Origin of the sequence: Lachnospira rogosae (ex Hitch et al. 2025), assembly GCF_040096455.1 — a bacterium.
GTDB classification, from domain to species: Bacteria; Bacillota; Clostridia; order Lachnospirales; family Lachnospiraceae; genus Lachnospira; species Lachnospira rogosae.
In genome coordinates this window covers 371,724-394,614 of record NZ_JBBMER010000001.1, presented here as the reverse complement: position 1 = coordinate 394,614, position 22,891 = coordinate 371,724, and the positions used below count along the sequence as shown (strand labels likewise).

General features: G+C 35.1%; 23 protein-coding genes. 21 read left to right on the top strand and 2 right to left on the bottom strand.

Features of this window, described 5'->3' with window-relative positions:
* A complete protein-coding gene (gene pgeF, locus WMO14_RS01805) occupies positions 1 to 948 on the top strand; it encodes a peptidoglycan editing factor PgeF (protein WP_022501735.1) in 948 nt (315 codons plus the stop codon).
* Between the two features lie 176 nt (positions 949 to 1,124).
* Here the strand turns inward: pgeF and WMO14_RS01800 are convergent, their stop codons facing one another.
* A complete protein-coding gene (locus tag WMO14_RS01800) occupies positions 1,125 to 1,967 on the bottom strand; it encodes a hypothetical protein (RefSeq protein ID WP_022501736.1) in 843 nt (280 codons plus the stop codon).
* A gap of 142 nt (positions 1,968 to 2,109) precedes the next feature.
* On the opposite strand from WMO14_RS01800, the gene der reads away from it, so the two are divergent.
* Genes der through WMO14_RS01770 form a run of 6 tightly spaced genes read left to right on the top strand, consistent with a single transcriptional unit; the run spans position 2,110 to position 6,877 of the window.
* Positions 2,110 to 3,435, top strand: coding sequence for a ribosome biogenesis GTPase Der (gene der / locus WMO14_RS01795; RefSeq protein WP_022501737.1), 1,326 nt, complete (start codon positions 2,110 to 2,112; stop codon positions 3,433 to 3,435).
* Positions 3,435 to 4,094 (top strand): glycerol-3-phosphate acyltransferase, encoded by a 660-nt coding sequence (locus WMO14_RS01790; protein WP_055306613.1) that lies wholly within the window; start codon positions 3,435 to 3,437, stop codon positions 4,092 to 4,094. The genes der and WMO14_RS01790 overlap by 1 nt, the downstream gene beginning before the upstream one ends.
* A 21-nt stretch (positions 4,095 to 4,115) precedes the next feature.
* On the top strand, positions 4,116 to 5,126 hold the full coding sequence (locus tag WMO14_RS01785) for an NAD(P)H-dependent glycerol-3-phosphate dehydrogenase (RefSeq protein ID WP_055174776.1): 1,011 nt from the start codon (positions 4,116 to 4,118) through the stop codon (positions 5,124 to 5,126).
* A 9-nt stretch (positions 5,127 to 5,135) separates the two neighbouring features.
* Entirely contained in the window at positions 5,136 to 5,717 is a 582-nt protein-coding gene (gene rsmD, locus WMO14_RS01780) for a 16S rRNA (guanine(966)-N(2))-methyltransferase RsmD (protein WP_278320339.1), read from the top strand.
* On the top strand, positions 5,718 to 6,236 hold the full coding sequence (gene coaD, locus WMO14_RS01775) for a pantetheine-phosphate adenylyltransferase (RefSeq protein ID WP_055174771.1): 519 nt from the start codon (positions 5,718 to 5,720) through the stop codon (positions 6,234 to 6,236).
* Positions 6,233 to 6,877, top strand: coding sequence for a F0F1 ATP synthase subunit B family protein (locus tag WMO14_RS01770; protein WP_349153167.1), 645 nt, complete (start codon positions 6,233 to 6,235; stop codon positions 6,875 to 6,877). The genes coaD and WMO14_RS01770 overlap by 4 nt, the downstream gene beginning before the upstream one ends.
* 124 nt (positions 6,878 to 7,001) lie before the next feature.
* Here WMO14_RS01770 and WMO14_RS01765 read toward each other — a convergent pair whose 3' ends face one another.
* Positions 7,002 to 8,141 (bottom strand): hypothetical protein, encoded by a 1,140-nt coding sequence (locus tag WMO14_RS01765; RefSeq protein ID WP_349153166.1) that lies wholly within the window; start codon positions 8,139 to 8,141, stop codon positions 7,002 to 7,004.
* 115 nt (positions 8,142 to 8,256) lie between these two features.
* Here WMO14_RS01765 and WMO14_RS01760 point away from each other — a divergent pair, with 115 nt between their 5' ends.
* The 14 genes from WMO14_RS01760 (at position 8,257) to hisA (ending at position 22,879) form a co-directional block, all read left to right on the top strand.
* Positions 8,257 to 9,132, top strand: a complete 876-nt coding sequence (locus tag WMO14_RS01760; RefSeq protein ID WP_349153165.1) for a M23 family metallopeptidase — start codon at positions 8,257 to 8,259, stop codon at positions 9,130 to 9,132.
* An 86-nt stretch (positions 9,133 to 9,218) separates the two neighbouring features.
* Positions 9,219 to 10,019, top strand: a complete 801-nt coding sequence (locus WMO14_RS01755) for a GTP pyrophosphokinase (RefSeq protein ID WP_055306609.1) — start codon at positions 9,219 to 9,221, stop codon at positions 10,017 to 10,019.
* A 23-nt stretch (positions 10,020 to 10,042) separates the two neighbouring features.
* The gene (locus WMO14_RS01750) at positions 10,043 to 11,416 is read left to right on the top strand and encodes an RsmF rRNA methyltransferase first C-terminal domain-containing protein (RefSeq protein WP_055174759.1); all 1,374 of its coding nucleotides are present in this window, start codon (positions 10,043 to 10,045) and stop codon (positions 11,414 to 11,416) included.
* Positions 11,417 to 11,431: 15 nt separating this feature from the next.
* Positions 11,432 to 12,157 (top strand): pseudouridine synthase, encoded by a 726-nt coding sequence (locus WMO14_RS01745; RefSeq protein WP_055306607.1) that lies wholly within the window; start codon positions 11,432 to 11,434, stop codon positions 12,155 to 12,157.
* A 98-nt stretch (positions 12,158 to 12,255) separates the two neighbouring features.
* Positions 12,256 to 14,214 (top strand): YgiQ family radical SAM protein, encoded by a 1,959-nt coding sequence (locus WMO14_RS01740; protein ID WP_349153164.1) that lies wholly within the window; start codon positions 12,256 to 12,258, stop codon positions 14,212 to 14,214.
* Entirely contained in the window at positions 14,211 to 14,786 is a 576-nt protein-coding gene (locus WMO14_RS01735) for a hypothetical protein (protein WP_349153163.1), read from the top strand. Before WMO14_RS01740 ends, WMO14_RS01735 begins: the two co-directional genes overlap by 4 nt.
* Before the next feature lie 15 nt (positions 14,787 to 14,801).
* Positions 14,802 to 15,956 carry an RluA family pseudouridine synthase gene (locus WMO14_RS01730; protein ID WP_349153162.1) on the top strand — a complete coding sequence of 385 codons (1,155 nt, stop codon included), beginning with the start codon at positions 14,802 to 14,804 and terminating at the stop codon, positions 15,954 to 15,956.
* Positions 15,914 to 16,450: a Holliday junction resolvase RecU gene (locus tag WMO14_RS01725; RefSeq protein WP_022501751.1), complete on the top strand. Its 537-nt coding sequence runs from the start codon at positions 15,914 to 15,916 to the stop codon at positions 16,448 to 16,450. The genes WMO14_RS01730 and WMO14_RS01725 overlap by 43 nt, the downstream gene beginning before the upstream one ends.
* Before the next feature lie 2 nt (positions 16,451 to 16,452).
* Complete coding sequence (locus tag WMO14_RS01720; protein WP_349153161.1) at positions 16,453 to 17,718, top strand: diguanylate cyclase domain-containing protein; 1,266 nt, start codon at positions 16,453 to 16,455, stop codon at positions 17,716 to 17,718.
* A gap of 119 nt (positions 17,719 to 17,837) precedes the next feature.
* Positions 17,838 to 19,022, top strand: coding sequence for an ATP phosphoribosyltransferase regulatory subunit (hisZ, locus tag WMO14_RS01715; RefSeq protein WP_349153160.1), 1,185 nt, complete (start codon positions 17,838 to 17,840; stop codon positions 19,020 to 19,022).
* 48 nt (positions 19,023 to 19,070) lie between these two features.
* Complete coding sequence (gene hisG, locus WMO14_RS01710) at positions 19,071 to 19,715, top strand: ATP phosphoribosyltransferase (protein WP_055174745.1); 645 nt, start codon at positions 19,071 to 19,073, stop codon at positions 19,713 to 19,715.
* Between the two features lie 63 nt (positions 19,716 to 19,778).
* A complete protein-coding gene (gene hisD, locus WMO14_RS01705) occupies positions 19,779 to 21,068 on the top strand; it encodes a histidinol dehydrogenase (RefSeq protein ID WP_055174742.1) in 1,290 nt (429 codons plus the stop codon).
* A 90-nt stretch (positions 21,069 to 21,158) separates the two neighbouring features.
* Entirely contained in the window at positions 21,159 to 21,758 is a 600-nt protein-coding gene (hisB, locus tag WMO14_RS01700) for an imidazoleglycerol-phosphate dehydratase HisB (protein WP_082421569.1), read from the top strand.
* Positions 21,759 to 21,790: 32 nt separating this feature from the next.
* On the top strand, positions 21,791 to 22,879 hold the full coding sequence (gene hisA / locus WMO14_RS01695) for a 1-(5-phosphoribosyl)-5-[(5-phosphoribosylamino)methylideneamino]imidazole-4-carboxamide isomerase (protein ID WP_022501757.1): 1,089 nt from the start codon (positions 21,791 to 21,793) through the stop codon (positions 22,877 to 22,879).
* Positions 22,880 to 22,891 lie beyond the last annotated feature (12 nt).

Below are 22,891 nucleotides of genomic sequence, written 5' to 3'. Positions count from 1 at the left end.
ATGCCTTACAGCATATTCAATTTAAAAAGATTAAATACAAAAGAGTTGTATCATAAACTTATAGAAAAATATGGTAATGAAGATAATTTTACGGATACAATTATAACGAATGTTTCTGCTGATAATGTGCCATACCTTACATTTAAGCCTTTTGTGAACAATCCTTATATAAGGCAGGCATTCTCTACACGTCTTGGCGGTGTTAGCAGAGGTATGTATGAAAGTATGAATCTGACTTTCAATCCAGTAGGACAGTATAGTGCTGACAGCTATGAAAATGTACTTGCCAACTTTAAATTAATGGCTGATACTATTGATATACCTGTTGAAAATATGGTGTATACCAAGCAGACACATACTACAAACATCAAAATTGTCGATAATTCCAATAAAGGAATGGGTATTATAAAAGAACGTAATTACGATAATATAGATGGAATTATAACTAATACTAATAATCTTTGTCTTGTATCATCATTTGCAGATTGTATTCCTGTTACTCTTGTTGATGCTAAAAAAGGTGTTATAGCAGCACTTCATTCTGGCTGGAAAGGAACAGTTGGCAATATATCACAGAATGGCATTGAATGTATGAAGGAAAGCTTTGGCTGTAATGAAGCTGATATTATTGCATTTGTTGGTCCTGGAATATGTAAGAACTGCTATCAGGTAAGTGAAGATGTTGCCATAGAATTTATGAAGGTATATTCTGCCGAAGAGACAGAGCTGATATTAACACCAGATGATGACAATAAATATACAGGCAAATACCATCTGGATTTGATAGCTGCTAATTATATCAACCTTATTAATGCAGGACTTCTCCCACACAATATATATGTAGCTGATGTATGTACAAGCTGTAATAAAGAGCTGCTTTTTTCACACAGGGCGAGTGGTGGAAGACGTGGTATTATGTGTAATTTTATATATATGCGATTAATCTGATATAAAAATGGTTAATTAAAAAACTTTCCATTCATAAGGAATTATATAATATAAACGATTACAAATTATAAATATTGATTATAAAAAATGAGCTGCCAAGCAGATGATTTATTAAATGCTAATCATTTAATATTAACTAATCATTCAGCGTATCAGCTCATTTTTATAATTCAGGCTTATTTATTATGTGTTCTCTTATATTCTTCCCTTAATCGTGCTTCCTCATTAACTCTCTTAGCCCGTCCCTTAGGACCCACCTTGGTAATTACCAGTAATATTACAAGAAGTATAAGTATCGGAACACCAACCGTAATAATATTAGAGAGAGTTTCTGTAAATACGGCATTCTGCAAAGGTGAATTCTTTACTTTCTGGTATTTGGCTGAGTTAATTATGCTTACAAGGTTATTATTCATATCATCGCTTACTTTATCAGTCTTGGACTGTATTGCATAAGTGTATATATACCCTCTGACAACCGTATAATATTTTCTGGTGTATACAGTAACATCATTAGATAATGAATAAACATCTGTCACAAAATATGGAATATCATTGATTGTGACAATGCTGGAATTAAGCAGTTCCTCTTTAATATTATCATTGTTGATAGATGACTGGGAGGCAACATATTCTTTATATAATGAATCAAGTGAATCTTCGTCTAATTCATTAAAGCTGCTAAGACTGTTGGAAGCTGTATTGCCATATATAACAACTTCATAATTAACATCTTCTGGAACAGCTTCAAGATAGATCTTATTGGCTATCATATTATTAGTTAATACAGCAGCCTCATCAACCCCAAGCTTTTCGAGGTATGAATTATTGTTAGTTGTTGTTCTTGTAAAACATATAAGTTCTTTTGGAACATCTACGACTAAATCTATATCAGCAAATTTAAAATGATTGGTATCTGCGGCACTAACATATGCCGAAGATAATCCTGATACTGAAAACAGAGTGACTGCCGAAATAACAACTGCTGCCAGCTTTTTTATTAAACCTTTATTAAACACGAAAAACCTCCCATAAATTAAGCATTTTCAATATTCCGTATAATAGCATAGTGCTTTACAAAAAGCAATTAAACTGTTATTATATTTTAGATTATGTATGTTAATTTTTCATAAAATAAGAAATTAAATCGGAGGCAGATATATGAGTAAACCAATAGTCGCTGTAGTAGGACGTCCAAATGTTGGTAAGTCAACATTATTCAACGATCTTGCTGGACAGCAGATTTCTATTGTAAAAGATACCCCTGGTGTAACCAGAGATAGAATATACGCTGAAGTTACATGGCTTGATAAATCATTTACTTTAATTGATACAGGTGGTATTGAACCAGATACAAGTGATGTAATTCTTGCACAGATGAGAGAGCAGGCTGAGATAGCTATTGAAACGGCAGATGTAATTATATTCCTTACTGATGTTAAGCAGGGACTTGTTGATTCAGATGCTAAAGTAGCAGATATGTTACGCCGTTCAAGAAAGCCTGTTATTCTGGCAGTTAATAAGGTTGATAACTTTGATAAGCTTATGCCTGATGTATACGAATTCTATAACCTTGGAATTGGTGACCCGCATCCAATATCAGCAGCATCAAAGCTCGGTCTTGGTGATATGCTTGATGAGGTTATCAAGCATTTTCCGCAAGAGTCTGAAACTGAGGAAGAAGATGAGCGTCCAAAGGTTGCCATTATTGGTAAACCCAATGTTGGTAAGTCATCAATTATTAATAAGCTCCTTGGAAAGAACAGGGTAATTGTATCTAATATTGCGGGAACAACAAGAGATGCGATAGATACAACTATAACATATAACAAGAAAGAATATGTATTCATTGATACTGCTGGTCTTAGACGTAAGAGCAAGATAAAAGAAGATCTTGAAAGATACAGTATTATAAGAACTGTTGCAGCTGTTGAAAGATGTGATATAGCCATTCTTGTAATTGATGCAACAGAAGGTGTTACTGAACAGGATGCTAAGATTGCGGGAATAGCCCACGAGCGTGGCAAAGGTATAATTATTGCTGTCAATAAGTGGGATGCCATAGAGAAGAACGACAAGACAATATATGAATTCACAAGCAAGATAAAAGATACTCTTTCATTTATGTCATATGCAGAGATTATATTTATATCAGCACAGACAGGACAGCGTCTTGGAAAGATATATGAGCTGATTGATACTATAATCGACAGCCAGACTATGAGAATCCCAACTGGTGTTCTTAATGAAATTCTTACAGAAGCTGTTGCTATGAAACAGCCGCCTTCAGATAAGGGTAAGAGATTAAGAATATACTATATGACACAGGTTTCTGTTAAACCACCGACATTCGTAATGTTCGTTAATGATAAGGAATTAACACATTTCTCTTATACAAGGTATATTGAGAACCGTATAAGAGAAGCGTTTGGTTTCAGAGGTACTTCAATAAGGTTTATTAACAGGGAACGTAAGGAGAAAGAATAATGCTTAACAGATTGATATGTCTTATTCTAGGATATTTTATTGGTGCAATTATCCAGACAGGTTTCTGGATTGGCAAGTTTAATCATATTGATATAAGAGATTATGGCAGTGGCAATGCTGGAACAACTAATACTATGCGTACACTTGGAAAGAAAGCCGGATTTATAACATATTTTATGGATGCTTTTAAATCCTGCATTACTGCCATAATCATACATTTTATATATGGCAGTAATTCAGATATATCAGAAATGCTTCTTATCCTTTATGGCGGATTTGGAGTTGTCCTTGGACATAACTTTCCGTTCTACCTTGGATTTAAAGGTGGAAAAGGTATTGCTGCTACATCAGGATTAGTAATAAGTCTTATACTTTTTCCTAAATATTGCTTTATGTTTACAATATTTGGAATGGTAACATTTGGATTAGTAACCAAGTTCTCAAGATATGTATCATTAGGTTCTATTACCGGCATAATTGGTTTCTTTATAGAATTTGTAATATGGGGGCTTGTTGGATGGCTTCCACTTAACAATAATGAATTCATAGAGGCTTCTATAGTTGTGTTATTATTCGTTATTCTTGGTGTTGCACGTCACAGTGGTAATATTAAAAGACTTATTAATGGAACAGAACGTAAAATTGGAGAAAAAAAGTAATGCAGTAATGGAGGATTATTAATGGTAAAGATAGGTGTATTAGGAGCTGGAAGCTGGGGACTTGGTCTTGCTATGCTTCTTCATAATAATGGACATGATGTAACAGTCTGGTCAGTATTTCCAGACGAGATTAATGAGCTTAACGCCACACGAGAGAATAAAAAATGTCTTCCAGGTGTAATATTCCCAGAAAGCGTAAAATTCTGTGCTGACACAGAAAAAGTTGTAACTGAAAGTGATGTGCTTATACTTGCGGTTGCTTCTCCTTATACAAGGTCAACAGCTAAAATCGTCGCACCATATGTTAAAGAAGGACAGTATATCGTTAATGTCGGCAAGGGTATTGAGGAGGAGTCTTTAAAGACATTATGTGAGGTAACAAAGGAAGAAATTCCACAGGCTGTAGTTGCTGTGTTATCAGGTCCAAGCCACGCTGAGGAGGTTGGAAGGGGAATTCCTACAACCTGCGTAATTGGTACAGCTAACAAGAAAGATGCAGAATATTTGCAGAATATGTTTATGAGTAATGTATTCCGTGTATACATAAGTCCTGATGTTCTTGGAATATGTATAGGTGGTGCATTGAAAAATGTAATCGCGCTTGCTGCTGGTATTGCTGACGGCTTAGGATATGGAGATAATACTAAGGCTGCACTTATAACAAGGGGGATTGCTGAGATAACACGACTTGGTCTTGCTATGGGTGCGGATTTTGCTACATTTTCAGGCTTGTCTGGAATAGGCGACCTTATTGTTACCTGTGCGAGTATGCACAGCCGTAACAGACGTGCCGGAATTCTTATCGGCAAAGGCTATACAACTAAAGAAGCTATGGATGAAGTACAGATGGTTGTAGAGGGTGTATATGCAGCTAAGGCAGCTAAGAAGCTTGCTGAAAAGTACAACGTAGAAATGCCAATAGTTGAACAGGTAAATCAGGTGTTATTTGATGGCAAATCTCCAGCAGATGGCGTTAAAGACCTTATGTTAAGAGATAAGAAAATCGAAGCCGGCAATGTTGAATGGCACTAAATTATTAATATACGAGAGGTTAATCATATGCGAGTTATTGCAGGTTCGGCCAGAAGTCTTCCTTTAAAAACTATTGAAGGAACAGATACCAGACCAACTCAGGATAGAATTAAAGAGACATTATTTAATATGCTCCAGTCAGATATTCCAGGATGTAAATTTCTTGATTTATATTCTGGAAGCGGTGCAATTGGAATTGAAGCCTTAAGTCGTGGAGCGGCTAAGGCTGTGCTTGTTGAGAATTCAAAAAAGGCAGTTGAATGTATTAAGGATAATCTTACGTTTACCAAGCTTGCTGATAAAGCAGATGTTATGGAAATGGATGTATTATCTGCAATCAACAGGCTTAAGGGCAAAGATGTATTCTCAATCGTCTATATGGATCCACCATACTCTAATGATTATGAGCGTGATGTATTAGCAGCCCTTAGAAATTCAGATATTATAGATGAATATACAATTATAATTGTTGAGGAAAAGCTTGATGCTGACCTTGACTATGCTGACGAATGTGGTTTTGATATTTACCGGGTAAAAAAATATAAGACTAATAAACATTTATTCTTAAGACTGAAGGGAAGTGCAGACTAAATGAAAAAGGCTATATATCCTGGAAGCTTTGACCCTGTTACATTAGGACATCTTGATATAATAAAGCGTTCAGCAGCACTTGTTGACCACCTTATCGTGGGTGTGTTAAACAACAGTACCAAAACACCATTGTTTTCAGTTGATGAACGTGTTAATATGTTAAAAGAAGTTACGAAAGACATTCCTAATGTCGAGATTTTAAGTTTCAGTGGACTCCTTGTAGATTTTGCAAGAGAGCATAATGTACAGGCTATAATAAGGGGACTTAGAGCCGTAACTGATTTTGAATATGAACTTGCTATGTCTCAGACTAACAGAGTAGCCGCTCCCGATATTGATACAATATTCCTTAATACAAGTCTTAAATATGCTTATTTAAGTTCAAGTATCGTTAAAGAAATGGCTATGTATGGCGGCGATATAAGTAAATTCGTACCAGAGTCTATTGTAGATATAGTGAGAGAACGATACAGCAGTAGTTATAATATTAAGGCAAATGAAAAGGGAGATATAAAATGAGTAGAATCGAACAGCTTATAAGCGATATAGAAAGCTACATAGATAATTGTAAATTTCAGCCATTATCTAATACTAAGATTATTGTAAATAAAGAGCAGCTTGAAGATATGCTGGCTGAATTAAGATTAAAGACACCTGAAGAAGTTAAGAAATACCAGAAAATTCTTAACAACAAAGATGCCATAATTGCCGATGCAAAAGAGCAGGCAGAATCTATTATTAATGCTGCACAGATACAGACAGAGGAACTTATTAATGAACACGAGATTATGCAGCGTGCATATGCACAGGCTAATACCCTTATAGAGCAGGCAAGTGCACAGGCACAGGCTATTCTTGACAGTGCAACAGAAGATGCCAACAGCATACGTCAGGGTGCTATGGACTATACAGATGATATGCTTGAGAAGCTTCAGTATATAATCGAAAAGTCTATCCGTGACAACCGTGAGAAGTACGACTCTTTATTGTCTGGTCTTGAAAATGTTCTTTCGATTGTCAATAATAATCGTAATGAATTAAAAGCACCTGTTGTACAGGAAGAAGAGGAAGCTGTAGATAACGCACCTGACCAGCCTGAAGACAGCACAGATGACTATGGTTATGAAGAAGAATTTGAGGATGAGGATATCCTTGAATAATTATAATATAAATACAAAAATATAATACCAATACAAAATATAATATATATAGTAACAATATAAGGCTTATGTAAGAAATATAATTTGCTGTATAGATTATATTAATGAATTTATATAATGCTAATCAGAATACATATATCAGTAATAATGATATGCCGGCTGTTGCGAGGCTTAACATTATTTTCTGGTATATGTATTTTTTTATGTTTATCCCGTTATTGTTATTAGATGTTCCAGTAATTCCTATTGTCTGCATTAATGTAGATATTCCGCCAAATGCATTGGCTGTCAATATAAATGCAGCCTTAACTGAAGCACTGATATCACTTGAAGCGATAAGATATATGCCGTTAGTTATCTCTAACAGAGAACATATAATCATATTGATATAATTAAATCTTCCAAAAAGTACATCTGTCATAGAGCATATGCAGGAAAATATAACAATATATCCACACATTTTTAATACATTATCAATTGATTTTATTATGGCATTGTCTAATACATTGAAGAAATTCTTATGTGAATTTATAGTGTGTTGTCTGCCGTTATTACACATATTATCCGTATGTTGGATATTATATGAATTTAAGTTAACTTTGTATCTGGTATTAGATGTCCTATTATAAAATATTTTTGCTGTGCAATTATTAATTGGTTCTTTATTACTATTTTTATTATTATTGTTATTCACTGGATATTTAATAAGCTGTACAGCACACAGAATTATTACAGGAAGATATACAGCAATAAGGAATTTTATTATTGTTATGGAGTTATTTATGGTGCCATAATATATGTATCCGATAACGAATCCGGGGCTTGATATATTACAGTATCCTGTTATATTATCAATTATTCTGCTGTCTGATTGTTTCTTATAATTAATGCAGTTAATAGCACCTATTGGAAATCCACAGAGCACACTTATAAATATAATAAATACAAGTCCCAGACGGCTGTTCACTGGCATATAATAATTAATACAGCCGGTGATAATCATAGCCACCAGCAATCCCGGCATAACACTCAAAGCCCATAATTTGATACCTTTAAGCGTTGCATTAATAATAATGTGTGGTGAACAGACAGTTACAAGAAATATTATAAGCATTATAAGAAATATCACATTATGGCTGTATTTCTTATGGTTTATTTTAGACGAATAACTATTATCACATCTATTGATTAATGAAAGTGTATATGTGTTATTGTGATTATTATTTAATTGTGGAGAATAAGCAGAATTCTTGATTTTACCCATATATTTATTTCCTGATAAGAAAGTCTTATTTGTCCGTTTAATATAATTTATTCTATTCATTACAACAGCCTGTTAGACATATTATTTAGTGAATAATAAAGTGAAAATGGAAAATATGAATAAAACGGACATTATAAATAATAAAACGAATCTGCTTATTATCACAATAGTATGTGCCTTAATATGCAGTATTCATCTTAATATTATAAGACACTATACGCGCATTGCGGCATATACGACATTAACCGTATCAGATGATAACTTCCGTGCAATGCAGGTGGAATGTGATTTGCAGGATATTATTAATAAGGCAGAACAGATGAATGTAAACCCTGCTGAGTTATTTATTGTGCTGTGTTGTATGAATGAATGTCATATAACGGACAATGCTGTTAAGCGGCTTACCGTGTCTGATTTTGACAAGGTCAAAACAATCTTCTGTAAGGAAAATGCTGCTGAATTCAAGCTTTTAAAACAAACCGCAACAGGCATACTATATGATATGGAATATTTTCCTGTGCCACACTCTTCAAAGACAGAGCAGTGGGTTAACTATGTTAATTCGTGGAATTATGAAAGAACCTACAAAGGTAACAGAACACACGAGGGGACTGATATATGTGCTGATATTAATAAAGATGGATTATATCCTGTTGTGTCTGTATGTGACGGAACAGTAACTAACGTCGGCTGGTTAGAGCTTGGCGGTTACCGGATAGGCATAACGTCTGCTAATAAAATATATTACTATTATGCCCACCTTGATTCCTATGCCAAAGCTTATAAAGCAGGTGATATAATTCATAAGGGAGAGCTGCTTGGCTATATGGGAAGTACAGGATACAGCAAAGTAGAGGGTACATCTGGCAAATTTCAGACACATTTACATTTTGGGATGTACATAACTGATAATTCAGGCAATGAAGTGTCAATCAACCCATATTGGATACTAAAATCTAATCAAAATAAGACTTTAATTTATGGTTATTAGTATCGTTATGTGCTATAATTATCGTCGGCTAATAGTGAAAAGATTTAAAGAATTTATGAAAATATATAATAGAAACGAGGACTTATATGGAAATACAGATGTGGAAAGAAATCCTTAACCCATACGAGCTTGCGGTAGAGGAGCTTCAGGTTAAGTTTAATCATATGGTTAAAGAATACCGACAGGCAGGCATATATTCTCCAATTGAACAGGTTTTAGGAAGGGTTAAATCTATATCCAGTATCTTATTAAAAGCCCAGAAGCATAATATAGACCTTAATGAAATTGAAGGACATATTCTTGACATCGCTGGTATAAGGCTTATATGCCAGTTTACTGATGACATATATAATGTAGCTGACCTTATAAGGGCAAGAAGCGATATGGAAGTCATAACTGAGAAAGATTATGTCAAGAATATCAAGGAAAGCGGATATCGAAGCTATCATATTATAGTCCAGTATAAAGTTGAAACTGTAAAGGGGACTAAGATAATTCCAGTAGAAATCCAGATACGAACACTTGGAATGAACTTCTGGGCTATAATTGAACACTCTCTCCAGTACAAATATAACGGCAATATTCCAAAGCACGTAAGGGAACGACTTACATCAGCCGCCGATGCCATATATACGCTTGATAACGAGATGATGAGTATTCACGATGAAATTATTGATGCACAGAATTATGTATCTACCAAAGCTAACATTGTATCCGACATACTTAATAATATACAAAGCCTTTATAAAGTTGCTAACAAGCAGGAAATCATCAGAATTCAGGATGAATTCTATGAGATATACCAGACTGATGATGTTGCCAGACTGCAAAGATTCAGCAGGCAGGTAGATATGATTGCAGAGAATTATAAAGCACAGAGTATATAAAATGTATAAAGAAAGAGGATTTTATGAATTTACCAGAGAAATATCTTAATTCAATGAAAGATATGCTTAAAGATGATTTTGATGATTATCTTGAAAGCTTTAATGATAAAAGATTATATGGACTTCGTGTTAACAACCTTAAGATTTCAACAGAAGATTTTCTTAAGATAAGTCCATTTAAGCTTACACCCATACCTTGGATTGAGAATGGCTTTTACTATGAAGAAACAGATAAACCGGCAAAGCACCCATATTATTACGCCGGACTTTACTATATTCAGGAGCCTAGTGCAATGACACCAGCTAATGTACTTCCTATTGATGAGGGCGATGTCGTATTTGATATGTGTGCCGCACCGGGAGGCAAATCAACAGAGCTTGCGGCAAAGCTTAATGGCACAGGACTTCTTATAACTAATGACATAAGCAATTCAAGAACCAAGGCACTGCTTAAGAATGTTGAAGTATCTGGTGTTTATAACCTTTGTGTGCTTAATGAAGACCCAGCTAAGATATCAGGAAGATTCACAGAATTCTTTGATAAGGTTCTTATAGATGCACCTTGTTCTGGTGAGGGTATGTTCAGAAAAGATAACAAACTTATCAAGGCGTGGGAACAGAGCGGACCAGAAGTATATTCTGCAATACAGAAAAGCATTATAATACATGGTGCGAAAATGCTCCGCCCAGGTGGAATGATGCTTTATTCAACCTGTACATTTTCTTCTCTGGAAGATGAAGAGAGCATTAAATATCTTCTTGATAACTGTCCAGATATGAAACTTGTTGATATTAAACCATACGAAGGATTTACTAAGGGCTTTACTGATATTGATAATGATAATAAGTATAATCTTGACAAATGTGTGAGAATATTCCCACATAAAATGCATGGCGAAGGACATTTTGTTGCACTTCTTAAAAAGGATAATCCAGATGACATTAATAATGCACATTATACAAGAGGATCATTTAATACTAAAATTCCAGATGAGTTAAAGGATTTCCTTGCAAATGTATCAATGGATATCGACACTAAATATATTAATATAAGAGATAACCGCGTGTACTATATTTCCAGGTATATGGCTGATGAAAAGGGTCTTAGAATAATAAGAAATGGTCTTTTGCTTGGTGAACTTAAAAAGAACCGCTTTGAGCCAAGTCAGGCACTTGCTATGGCACTTACAATGAGACAGTATAATAACTGCATTAACCTTAGCGTAGACGATGAACGTGTTGTAAGATATTTAAAGGGCGAGACAATTGACGTTGATGATTTTGCTGACAGCAAGGGCTGGGCATTGCTTTGCGTTGACGGATATCCTTTAGGCTGGGGTAAATCTAATGGCTCGCAGCTTAAGAATAAATATCTTGCCGGCTGGAGATGGATGTAGAAGGAAAGGACTTTAATGGTTATTAGATTAGACAAATATCTTTGTGATATGCAGGCTGGAACAAGAAGTGCCGTAAAAGACATAATCAGAAAGAAAAGGGTTACAATCAATGGCGAAGTTATCACTCGTCCAGAGATTAAAGTCGATATAGACAAGGATGTTGTAGCTGTTGATAATAACGTGTTAGGCTATTCAGAATACGAATATTATATGCTTAATAAGCCAGCAGGCGTTGTGTCTGCTGTATCTGATAAGGATTTTAAGACTGTCGTTGAACTTATAACTGATAACAAACGTAAGGATTTATTTCCGGTTGGAAGACTGGATAAGGATACAGAAGGACTTCTTATCATAACTAATGATGGTGATATGGCACACAGGCTGTTATCACCAAAGCACCATATTGATAAGACTTATTATGTTGTAGCAAAAGGCAGTATAGACAATAAATATATTGATGAATTTAAAAATGGGCTTGTTGTTGATAAAGATTTTACAGCAATGCCAGCAAAGCTTGAGATACTTCAATATAACAATCAGGATGATACAACATTTTTAAATATAACAATTCAAGAGGGAAAGTTTCATCAGATAAAAAGAATGTTTAAGGCAGCCGGTTCAGAGGTGCTTTATCTTAAAAGATTATCAATGGGAAAGTTACAGCTTGATGAAACACTTGAACCTGGAAAGTTCAGGCCATTAACCGGTAGTGAAATTGATTTATTAAAAAGCTGGAATTAACATTTGTGTCTGTGTGCACTTGACACAAATCAACCAGATACCTGTTAGATACATTGCAGTTATACTGCATTAAAGTGTGCACAGAAATGAGGATATATATGATACACGATTTTCTCCCCGTTTGCAGGGAAGATATGGAAAAAAGAGGGTGGGAGCAATGTGATTTCGTCTATGTTTCAGGTGATGCTTATGTAGACCACCCATCGTTTGGACCTGCTATTATATCAAGGGTATTGGAATCCTTTGGATATAAAGTTGGAATAATAGCACAGCCAGACTGGAAGAATAAAGATTCCATAACAATACTTGGTGAACCACGTCTGGGATTTTTAGTGTCGGCAGGTAATATGGACTCTATGGTAAACCATTATACCGTCAATAAGAAAAGACGTCATTCAGATGCCTTTTCACCTGGCGGAGTTATGGGATTAAGACCTGATTATGCGACAATTGTATACTGTAACTTAATTAAGCATGTATACAAATCAACTCCTATTATATTAGGTGGAATTGAAGCTTCATTAAGAAGAATGTCGCACTATGATTACTGGTCTGACAAAGTAAAACATTCCGTTCTTATAGACTCGGGTGCAGATATAATCTCTTACGGAATGGGCGAACATTCTATTGTTGAGATAGCTGATGCACTTAATGCAGGAATTGATGTAAAAGATATAACTTATATCAATGGAACTGTATACAAGACTAAGACATTGGATAATTTATCTGACTATATAAATCTTCCATCCTATGATGAGATTGTAAAAGATAAAAGAATATATGCTGAAAGTTTTTATACACAGTATAAAAATACTGATCCATTTACTGCAAAGATACTTGTAGAAAAAGCCAAAGAAAAACTATATGTCGTACAGAATCCACCAGCAAAACCGCTTACTACTATGGAGATGGACGATGTATATGCACTTCCGTATATGAGAGATTATCACCCAATGTATAAAGCAGATGGCGGAATACCGGCTTTATCAGAGATTAAATTCTCAATAACAAGCAACAGAGGGTGTTTTGGAGGCTGTTCATTCTGTGCCTTAACATTTCATCAGGGAAGGATAATTCAGGTAAGAAGCCACGAATCCATTGTTGATGAAGCTGTTACTATGACTAAAGATAGAGATTTCAAGGGGTATATACACGATGTCGGAGGACCTACAGCTAATTTCAGGCATACTTCCTGCGAAAAGCAGCTTACTAAGGGCGTATGTATGAACAGACAGTGCCTTTTTCCGGCTCCCTGCAAGAATCTTACAGTTGACCATTCTGATTATATTAAGCTTTTAAGAAAGCTACGTAAAGTGCCTGGCGTTAAGAAGGTGTTTATCCGTTCAGGAATACGTTTTGACTACTGTATGTGTGATGCGGATGATACATTTATTAAAGAGTTATGTGAACATCACATAAGCGGACAGTTAAGGGTTGCACCTGAGCATATATCAGATAATGTCCTTACGAAAATGGGCAAGCCTTCCAATGATGTATATGAAAAGTTCTTACAACGTTATAAGCGCATTAATAATAAGACAGGCAAGCAGCAGTTCGTTGTCCCATATCTTATGTCAAGCCACCCCGGTTCGACTATGAAGGAGGCAATTGAGCTTGCAGAATATATAAGGGATCTTGGTTATATGCCCGAACAGGTGCAGGATTTCTATCCAACACCATCAACGCTGTCTACCTGTATGTATTATACAGGCTTAGATCCTGCTACTATGGAGAAGGTATATACTCCTGTAAGCCATCACGAAAAGGAAATGCAGAGAGCCCTTATACAATACCGTAATCCAGATAATTACGATCTTGTTAAGGAAGCCCTTATTAAAAATGGACGTACAGACCTTATAGGATTTGGACCAAAATGCCTTATTCCACCAAGAAAAATATCCCATAACACAGGAGGAAAGAACTTTTCATCACGCAAACATAAGACTGTTAAAAATACCACAGCTTATAACAATAAGGGAAAACATAATAGTGCTGGTGTGGGTAAAAGAAGTTCCAATAATAAATCAAAATCTACTAAAAAAGGACATAAGTTATGAGTAAAAAAGAAAAAGGTGAGTTTGGTTATCTTAAATACAAAAGAAGTTTTAACCTGCTTCTTACTATTATTGCATTTTTAATAATTGCCGCAGTATTTGTAACAGGTTTAATAATCTTTAAATCAAGAAATAATTATATGACACTTGTGGCAACTGTTCTTGTGCTTCCCGGTGCTAAAATAGCAGTTTCTTATTTTATATTACTGCCACATAAGGTATGTGATAAGGAACTATATACAAGCGTAGAAGCTGCAAAGGGAGAGTTATCAGCTTTATATGATGTAATTGTCAGCAATAACAAAAAGCCCATTGGCGTATGTGCTATGGTCATATCTGACAACACAATAATTGCATTAAGCCATGATAAAACTCCGGATAAGTCATTATTTGAGACAAGCCTTAAAGAATTCTTAAAGAATGACAAGTTAAATGTGACTGTCACTCTTTATACAGAAAATGATACATTTATTAAAAGAGCAGCTAATATGGCAGTTAATTACGACAACAGCGATACGAATAAGAACAACCGTATGAAGTATGTAACTGAAAGCTGCCTTAATATGTGCTTATAATATGTGGAGTGTTGAATGAAAGAATTAATAATAGATAAATTAGGCGACAACCAGAGGCTTGATAAGTATCTTTCAAAGTATCTGTCTGCCGCAAGTAAAAGCTTTATATATAAAATGCTTAGAAAAAAGAATATTACACTTAATGACAAGAAGGCTGACGGAAGTGAGAAATTACAATCAGGCGACTCTGTCAAAATATTTTTTTCTGATGAAACACTTAATAAGTTCAGTGAAGGCAAAAGCTGCATATCTAATGCTGGCAGCAGACAGACCAATAATATGACAGACAAAGCTGCTGATAACACTGCTAATGAACCTGCTGTAAGAACAGATGGCAAACATACAGACAGCACGGCTGATAAATATTCCTACACAGCTTCTAAAAAAGGTCTTTCTATTGATTATGAAAAAATATACAAACCGCTTGATATTGTGTATGAAGATGAGAATGTCCTGTTTATTAATAAGCCTGTCGGTATGCTGTCACAAAAGGCTGATAAAAATGACTGCTCTTTAGTAGAATATATTACAGCATACCTGCTTCATAATAATTCTCTTACATATGAAGACCTTGCTATGTTCACGCCGTCAATATGCAACCGCCTTGACAGAAATACAAGCGGCATAATTGCGGCAGGTAAGACGATGAAAGGCTTGCAGGAGCTTTCATCACATTTTAAGGAAAGAACACTTACCAAATATTATATATGTATCGTGGCTGGAAAGGTTGATAAAAGACAACTGATTAAAGGCTATCTTTACAAGGATAAAAAGCTTAACAAAGTTACAATATGCCAGACGCTGCCAAAGGGCAGGGATACAAGTGAATATCTTCCAATCGAAACGGAATATATCCCTGTTGCATATTCTGATAATGCCACGCTTCTAAAGGTTCATCTTATAACCGGACGAAGCCACCAGATACGTGCCCACCTTGCAAGTATCAATCATCCGCTGGCAGGTGATTATAAGTACGGAAAAGCTTCTTTTAACAGAAGGTTCACTGACAAATACAATTGTAAAAGCCAGTTATTACATTCTTATGAGCTTAATATACCTGATATGGATATCCATATACATACGGATATTCCAGATATATTTTTAAATATATTAAAAGGAGAAAATATATGGCAGCCTGGAATTCAAGAGGTCTTAGAGGCTCTTCATTAGAAGAATATATTAATATGACCAATGAGAAATATCTTCTGAACCATTTAGGACTTATACAGAAGATACCAACACCTATAACGCCTATTAAGATTAATCAGGAGACAAGACAGATTACACTTGCGTACTTTGAACAGAAGAGTACTGTTGATTATATAGGTGTTATACAGGGAATACCTGTATGTTTTGATGCTAAGGAATGTGCTGCAGATACATTTCCAATACATAATATACACGAACATCAGGTTGAATTTATGAAAGAATTTGAAAGGCAGGACGGAATTGCTTTTATAATATTATTTTTTTCAGCAAGAGATGAGTTCTATTATTTGCCATTTTCTGATATAATAAAATTTTGGGAAAGAGCTAAAGCTGGTGAAAGAAAAAGTTTTACTTATGATGAGATTGATAAAAGCTTTAGAATCAATTCTGGCAAAGGCATTATGATTCACTATCTGGAAACGATTCAAAAAGACTTAGACAGACGGGAGCAGTAATTATGAAACATAATTATCTTGACAATTATGAATTAGTCAATGGATATGCACTTATTGACACGGATTTTTCGATTATCACAGCTAACGAGAAAATGTACAAATTTCTTGGTGCTGTGCGAAAGGCAGCAATCTCTGATGCGATTCATCAGGTAGATATTGATGATTTTATTAATGTGTCTAATAACCTGCGTATTGGGCAAAGTAAAAGTATGGTTCTGCGTATGAAAAGAGTTGATAACTCATACAGATGGGTTCTTATGGATATAAAAAGACTTTATATGTCCAATAACCACAAGAAAGAATACCTTGAACTTAATATATCTGATGTCATTGGTCTTAAAAATCATACTAATCATCTTAATGAAGATATAGGAATATATAGGAGAGTGCTATCAATAAATGATAAATTAGTCTACACCTATGAATATGATAAAGATTTATTTACCATATATAATTATGTTAATGACGATGCCATAGCTGTAATATCTTCAACTATTGATGATGTATATGAAAGAATTCTAAAAAAAGGACTTATACCAGCTGAGTCAATAAAAGAATATACTGCATATTTTAATAATATAAAAAATGCTAAGAGTGTGTACGAGCACCATTTTAGTATAAATGTTAATTATGGTGATGGATTAAAGCCTACCGGCTCATATATAAATGGCTCAACAATATACTCACAAAGAAAACCAATACGTTCAGTTGGAACACTTAAGCTTCCAGATGCCAATAATGTATTTTCAAAGACTACATATGATTATGAAGACTGTAATAAAATGCTTGGACGTGAGGGACTTGAGAAATATACGCTTAACAATATTTCTTATAATAAAAATTATAGATTTGCATTTATCAAGGTTCATATTGATAATATTACTGAATACAAGGATACCCATGGCAAAAAGGCTTATAATACAATTCTTGACATAATCAAAGAAACATTATTAAAGGTTGTAGAATACCGGGGTGTGGCAGGTAATCCTGATAATGAAACAGAATACGTTGTTATAGTTAAAAATCTTTATAATGAATCAGAGTTAAGAGCATTTATCGAATATATGAGGTCGCGTATTATATGGGAATGTAAAGCATTTGATGTCTCATTTATGCCGTTATTCTCTATAGGAATTGGACGATATCCTGATAACGGAACAGATTTTAAGGTTATAACTGATAAACTGATAAAAGCCACAGATATTGCTATATCAAAGGGCGGTAACAGATATATAATCTACAAGGAAGACATTCATGGAGAACTATAATATTGTATACAATCAGGCTTGACAGCCTAAAAGTCATTATGTATAATCTCTTTAACATATTATCACGTTACTTTAGTAAAGTGACACTGGTATAAATTTTACACGAATCGAGGATGATTATGAAAAAAGATCTGCTTCATACACCTGAAGGTGTACGCGATATATACAGCACTGAATGTGTTGAGAAGAAAATAATAGAAAACAAGCTCCACGATGTATGCCGTCTTTACGGATATAACGACATCCAGACACCATCTATTGAATATTTTGATGTATTTAGCAAGGAACGAGGCAGTGTGCCTTCTAATGAAATGTTCAAGTTATTTGACAGATATGGCAATACTCTTGTGTTAAGGCCTGATATGACACCTTCTATAGCAAGAGCAGCAGCTAAATACTTTGAGGATCATATTCTTCCTATTAAACTCTGCTATGTCAGCAATACATTTATTAATGTCAGCAAGTATTATCAGGGCAGATTAAAAGAGAATACAGTTATCGGTGCTGAATTAATAGATGATGCTTCAATTGATGCGGATTACGAAATAATCTGTATGGTAATTGACTGTATGAAGAATGCTGGGCTTACTGAGTTTCAGGTAGAGCTCGGCAATGTAGCTTTCTTTAACGGATTATTAAAAGATGCAGGAATTAAAGGAGATACATACGAAGAACTTCTTAATCTTATTAATGAGAAGAATTATATCGGTGTAGAAGAAATTCTTAATAATCTTAATATTGATAAGAATACAGCTAAGGTATTATTAGAGCTTCCACAGCTTTTTGGACAGGCAGAGGTGCTTGATAAAGCCAGAAGCCTTACTAATATTCCAGAATGCATAGAGGCTGTTGACAGACTTACCAATCTTTATGAGCTTCTTAAGATTAATGGCTACGATAAGTATGTATCCTTTGACCTTGGTGAATTAAGTAACCATACATATTACACAGGAATTATATTTCACGCATTTACATTTGGAACGGGCGAACCAATTGCAAGTGGTGGACGATATGACAAGCTTCTTGGACAGTTCGGCTGTGACAAGGCTTCTATTGGTTTCTCTCTTATAATTGACAGACTTATGGCTGCAATTAACAGACAGAATATAGAGATTGAAGTTGAATACAGCGGTGTGCTTCTTGTATACAGTGAGGATAAGCTTCAGGATGCTGTCAAACGTGCTAATGAATTAAGAAAAGACGGCATTAATGTATGTATGATAAGAAAGAATAATAATAAGTCTGAAAGCCAGTATATTGAATATGCAAAGGCTTCACAGCTTTCAGATGTTGTTTATATTTAACATGCACAGATTTAATCTGCTCTATAAAGAACAAGAATGGAGATTAGTATGAGATACATAACTATTGCACTGGCTAAAGGCCGTTTAGCTAAAAAAGCACTTGAGATATTTGAACATATCGGTGTAACTTGTGATGAGATGAAAGACGAGAACACAAGAAAGTTAATATTCACTAATGAAGAGTTAGGTATAAGATTTTTCCTTGCAAAGCCTTCAGATGTTCCAACATATGTAGAATATGGTGCGGCTGATATTGGTATTGTAGGCAAGGATACACTGCTTGAGGAGGGACGTTCATTATATGAAGTATATGACCTTAAAATCGGGCAATGTAAAATGTGTGTATGTGGTCCAGCCTCAGCCAGGGAGAAATTACAGCACCACGAACTTATAAGAGTTGCTTCCAAGTATCCTAATATTGCCAAAGACTATTTCTATAACAAGAAGCACCAGACAGTAGAAATCATAAAGCTTAACGGTTCAGTTGAGCTGGCACCTATTGTAGGGCTTTCAGAAGTTATTGTTGATATTGTAGAGACTGGTGCAACACTTAGGGAAAATGGTCTTGAAGTTCTTGAAGAAGTATGCCCATTATCAGCACGTATTGTTGTTAACCAGGTAAGTATGAAAATGGAGAACGAAAGAATTACAAAGCTTATTAATGATATAAAGAATTACCTTGAGAATAAATAATCACTAATAATTGTTTATATTAAATAATAAAATATACATTCAACGAATGGGATGGAGGACTATATGAGAATAGTTAAATTAACAGATGAAACTAAGAATAATATCCTTGAGGATTTATTAAAAAGAAGTCCTAACAGCTACGGAAAGTTTGAAGCAGCAGTTAATGATATTCTTTTAAATGTAAGAACTAACAAAGACGAGGCTCTTTTTAAGTATACTAAAGACTTTGATAAGGCTGACATTAATGCTTCTAATATCGTTGTAACTAAAGAGGAGATTGAGGAAGCCTACACAAAGGTTGACCCAGCTTTAGTTGATGTAATAAGAAAATCTCTTAAGAATATTAAGGAATACCACGAAAAGCAGAAGCAGTACAGCTGGTTTGACTCTAAGCCGGACGGAACTATTCTTGGACAGAAAGTAACTCCATTAGCAAGAGCTGGTGTATATGTACCTGGCGGAAAAGCTGCTTATCCATCATCAGTTCTTATGAACGTAGTACCTGCTAAAGTAGCGGGTGTTGAACAGATTATTATGTGTACACCTCCAGACCACGAAGGAAAGGTATATCCTACAACACTTGTAGCAGCTAATGAGGCTGGCGTTGATGTTGTATACAAGGCAGGCGGTGCTCAGGCAATTGCAGCTATGGCTTATGGTACAGAGTCTATTCCAAAAGTTGATAAAATATGTGGTCCGGGTAATATCTATGTTGCCCTTGCTAAAAAAGCTGTGTTTGGTTATGTAAGTATAGACTCTGTTGCAGGTCCTAGTGAAATTCTTGTAATTGCTGATGAGACAGCTAACCCAAGATATGTAGCCGCAGATCTTTTATCTCAGGCTGAACACGATGAGATGGCATCAGCAATCCTTATTACAACAAGCAGTGAGCTTGCCAATAAAGTATCTGCTGAGATTGACGGCTTCTTAAAGGAACTATCAAGAAGTGAGATTATATCTAAATCACTTGATAACTATGGTTATATTCTTCTTGTAGATGATATCAATGAAGCTGTTTCAGTTGCCAACGATATAGCATCAGAACATCTTGAGATTGTAACTAAAGATCCATTTAATGTAATGACTAAGATTAAGAATGCAGGTGCAATATTCCTTGGAGAATACAGCTCAGAGCCTCTTGGAGATTACTTTGCTGGTCCTAACCATGTACTTCCTACTAATGGTACAGCTAAATTCTTCTCAGCATTAAGTGTTGATGACTTTATTAAGAAATCAAGCATAATATCTTATTCAAGGGAAGCTCTTGAAGCTATACATAATGATATTGAGAACTTTGCGTCAGCAGAACATCTTACTGCACACGCTAATTCAATAAAAGTTCGTTTTGAATAAATCGGACATTATATGTGATGTTATGGGTAGGATATCTTTTTTGCCCTGACATCTTTAATATATAATTATATCAGAATCGAGGACGTATATATGTCAAATATGCAGGCAAGACAGGCAACAATTCATAGAAAGACAAGTGAGACAGATATAGAGCTTTTTCTGTGCCTAGACGGAGAGGGCAATGCACAGGTAGATACAGGAATAGGCTTTTTTGACCATATGCTAAAAAGCTTCGCAAAGCATGGTATGTTCGACCTTAACTTAAAAGTTACAGGCGACTTAATCGTTGACTGCCACCATACTATTGAAGATGTTGGTATCGTGCTTGGAGAAGCTGTTAAAAAAGCTCTTGGTGATAAGAAGTCCATAAGAAGATACGGTGATATTATACTTCCTATGGATGAAGCACTTATATTATGTGCGATTGATTTATCAGGAAGACCATATCTTGTATTTGAGTCACAATTCACTTCCGATATGGTTGGATATTTTGATACACAGATGGTTAAAGAATTCTTCTATGCCATATCATACAGTGCAGGAATGAACCTTCATATAAGAAAGATAACCGGTGAGAATGACCACCACATTATTGAGGGAATGTTCAAGGCATTTGCCAAGGCTTTAGATGAAGCTTGTATGAAAGATGCAAGAATTAAATCAGTATTATCTACAAAGGGAAGCCTGTAAATATAAATATTAAGTAAAGATTGGAGCATACAATGAGATTATACCCAGCTATTGATATTAAAGACGGACAGTGTGTAAGATTAAAAAAAGGTCTTTTTAATGATGTAACAGTATATTCAGATAAGCCTTATGAAATAGCCAGGGGCTTTGAACAGGACGGCGCTAAATTCATACATACTGTTGACTTGGATGGTGCATTAAAGGGGCGTGGCGTAAATGCTGACACAATCAGAAAGATAGTATCAAGTGTCAATATACCTGTCCAGATGGGCGGTGGAGTAAGAACACTTGAGAATATTAAAGAAGTTCTCGACCTTGGTGTATACCGTGTAATTATTGGTACTAAGGCAGTTGAAAATCCTGATTTCATAAAGCAGGCAATTGATAAATTCGGACCTGAACATATTGTTGTTGGTGTTGATGCCAAGGACGGGCTTGTAGCCGTTGAAGGCTGGGAAAAGGTAAGTGACAAGACTGCTCTTTCTTTAGCTTTGGCTATGAAAGATATGGGTGTCCAGACAATTGTCTATACTGATATATCTAAAGATGGTATGCTTCAGGGTCCTAATATTGAACAGACTAAGCTTTTATCTGATAAGACAGGAATTAATATAATCGCTTCTGGCGGAATGTCCTGTGTGCAGGATTTAAAGAATATCAATGATGCAGGTATCCACGGAGCAATAATAGGAAAAGCCTTATATGAGAACAGAATTAACCTTAAAGACGCTGTTGATATGTTTGAATCTGGAAGTTCTGTAATTGAAGCTTCTAAAAAGCTTAATACAAGCCTTTCATTTTCTGATTTCAAGCTTAACTCAGATGGTTTAATTCCAGTAGTTGTACAGGACTATGTCAATAATGAAGTGCTTATGGTTGCATATATGAACGAAGAAGCCTATAACCATACTGTTAATACAGGGGTTATGACTTATTACAGCAGAAGCCGTCAGGAGTTGTGGATTAAGGGTGAAACTTCCGGACATTATCAGTATGTAAGTTCACTTGACATTGACTGTGATAATGATACAATACTTGCAAAGGTACGTCAGATAGGTGCAGCCTGCCACACTGGCAATAGAAGCTGTTTCTACCGTAATCTGTACCTTAGAGATTTATAATTCATAGATGAG

Coding starts and splice junctions, on each gene's coding strand:
- pgeF (WP_022501735.1), top strand. CDS start 1: ATGCCTTACAGCATATTCAATTTAAAAAGATTAAATACAAAAGAGTTG.
- der (WP_022501737.1), top strand. CDS start 2,110: ATGAGTAAACCAATAGTCGCTGTAGTAGGACGTCCAAATGTTGGTAAG.
- WMO14_RS01790 (WP_055306613.1), top strand. CDS start 3,435: ATGCTTAACAGATTGATATGTCTTATTCTAGGATATTTTATTGGTGCA.
- WMO14_RS01785 (WP_055174776.1), top strand. CDS start 4,116: ATGGTAAAGATAGGTGTATTAGGAGCTGGAAGCTGGGGACTTGGTCTT.
- coaD (WP_055174771.1), top strand. CDS start 5,718: ATGAAAAAGGCTATATATCCTGGAAGCTTTGACCCTGTTACATTAGGA.
- WMO14_RS01770 (WP_349153167.1), top strand. CDS start 6,233: ATGAGTAGAATCGAACAGCTTATAAGCGATATAGAAAGCTACATAGAT.
- WMO14_RS01765 (WP_349153166.1), bottom strand. CDS start 8,141: ATGGGTAAAATCAAGAATTCTGCTTATTCTCCACAATTAAATAATAAT.
- WMO14_RS01760 (WP_349153165.1), top strand. CDS start 8,257: ATGAATAAAACGGACATTATAAATAATAAAACGAATCTGCTTATTATC.
- WMO14_RS01755 (WP_055306609.1), top strand. CDS start 9,219: ATGGAAATACAGATGTGGAAAGAAATCCTTAACCCATACGAGCTTGCG.
- WMO14_RS01750 (WP_055174759.1), top strand. CDS start 10,043: ATGAATTTACCAGAGAAATATCTTAATTCAATGAAAGATATGCTTAAA.
- WMO14_RS01745 (WP_055306607.1), top strand. CDS start 11,432: ATGGTTATTAGATTAGACAAATATCTTTGTGATATGCAGGCTGGAACA.
- WMO14_RS01740 (WP_349153164.1), top strand. CDS start 12,256: ATGATACACGATTTTCTCCCCGTTTGCAGGGAAGATATGGAAAAAAGA.
- WMO14_RS01735 (WP_349153163.1), top strand. CDS start 14,211: ATGAGTAAAAAAGAAAAAGGTGAGTTTGGTTATCTTAAATACAAAAGA.
- WMO14_RS01730 (WP_349153162.1), top strand. CDS start 14,802: ATGAAAGAATTAATAATAGATAAATTAGGCGACAACCAGAGGCTTGAT.
- WMO14_RS01725 (WP_022501751.1), top strand. CDS start 15,914: ATGGCAGCCTGGAATTCAAGAGGTCTTAGAGGCTCTTCATTAGAAGAA.
- WMO14_RS01720 (WP_349153161.1), top strand. CDS start 16,453: ATGAAACATAATTATCTTGACAATTATGAATTAGTCAATGGATATGCA.
- hisZ (WP_349153160.1), top strand. CDS start 17,838: ATGAAAAAAGATCTGCTTCATACACCTGAAGGTGTACGCGATATATAC.
- hisG (WP_055174745.1), top strand. CDS start 19,071: ATGAGATACATAACTATTGCACTGGCTAAAGGCCGTTTAGCTAAAAAA.
- hisD (WP_055174742.1), top strand. CDS start 19,779: ATGAGAATAGTTAAATTAACAGATGAAACTAAGAATAATATCCTTGAG.
- hisB (WP_082421569.1), top strand. CDS start 21,159: ATGTCAAATATGCAGGCAAGACAGGCAACAATTCATAGAAAGACAAGT.
- hisA (WP_022501757.1), top strand. CDS start 21,791: ATGAGATTATACCCAGCTATTGATATTAAAGACGGACAGTGTGTAAGA.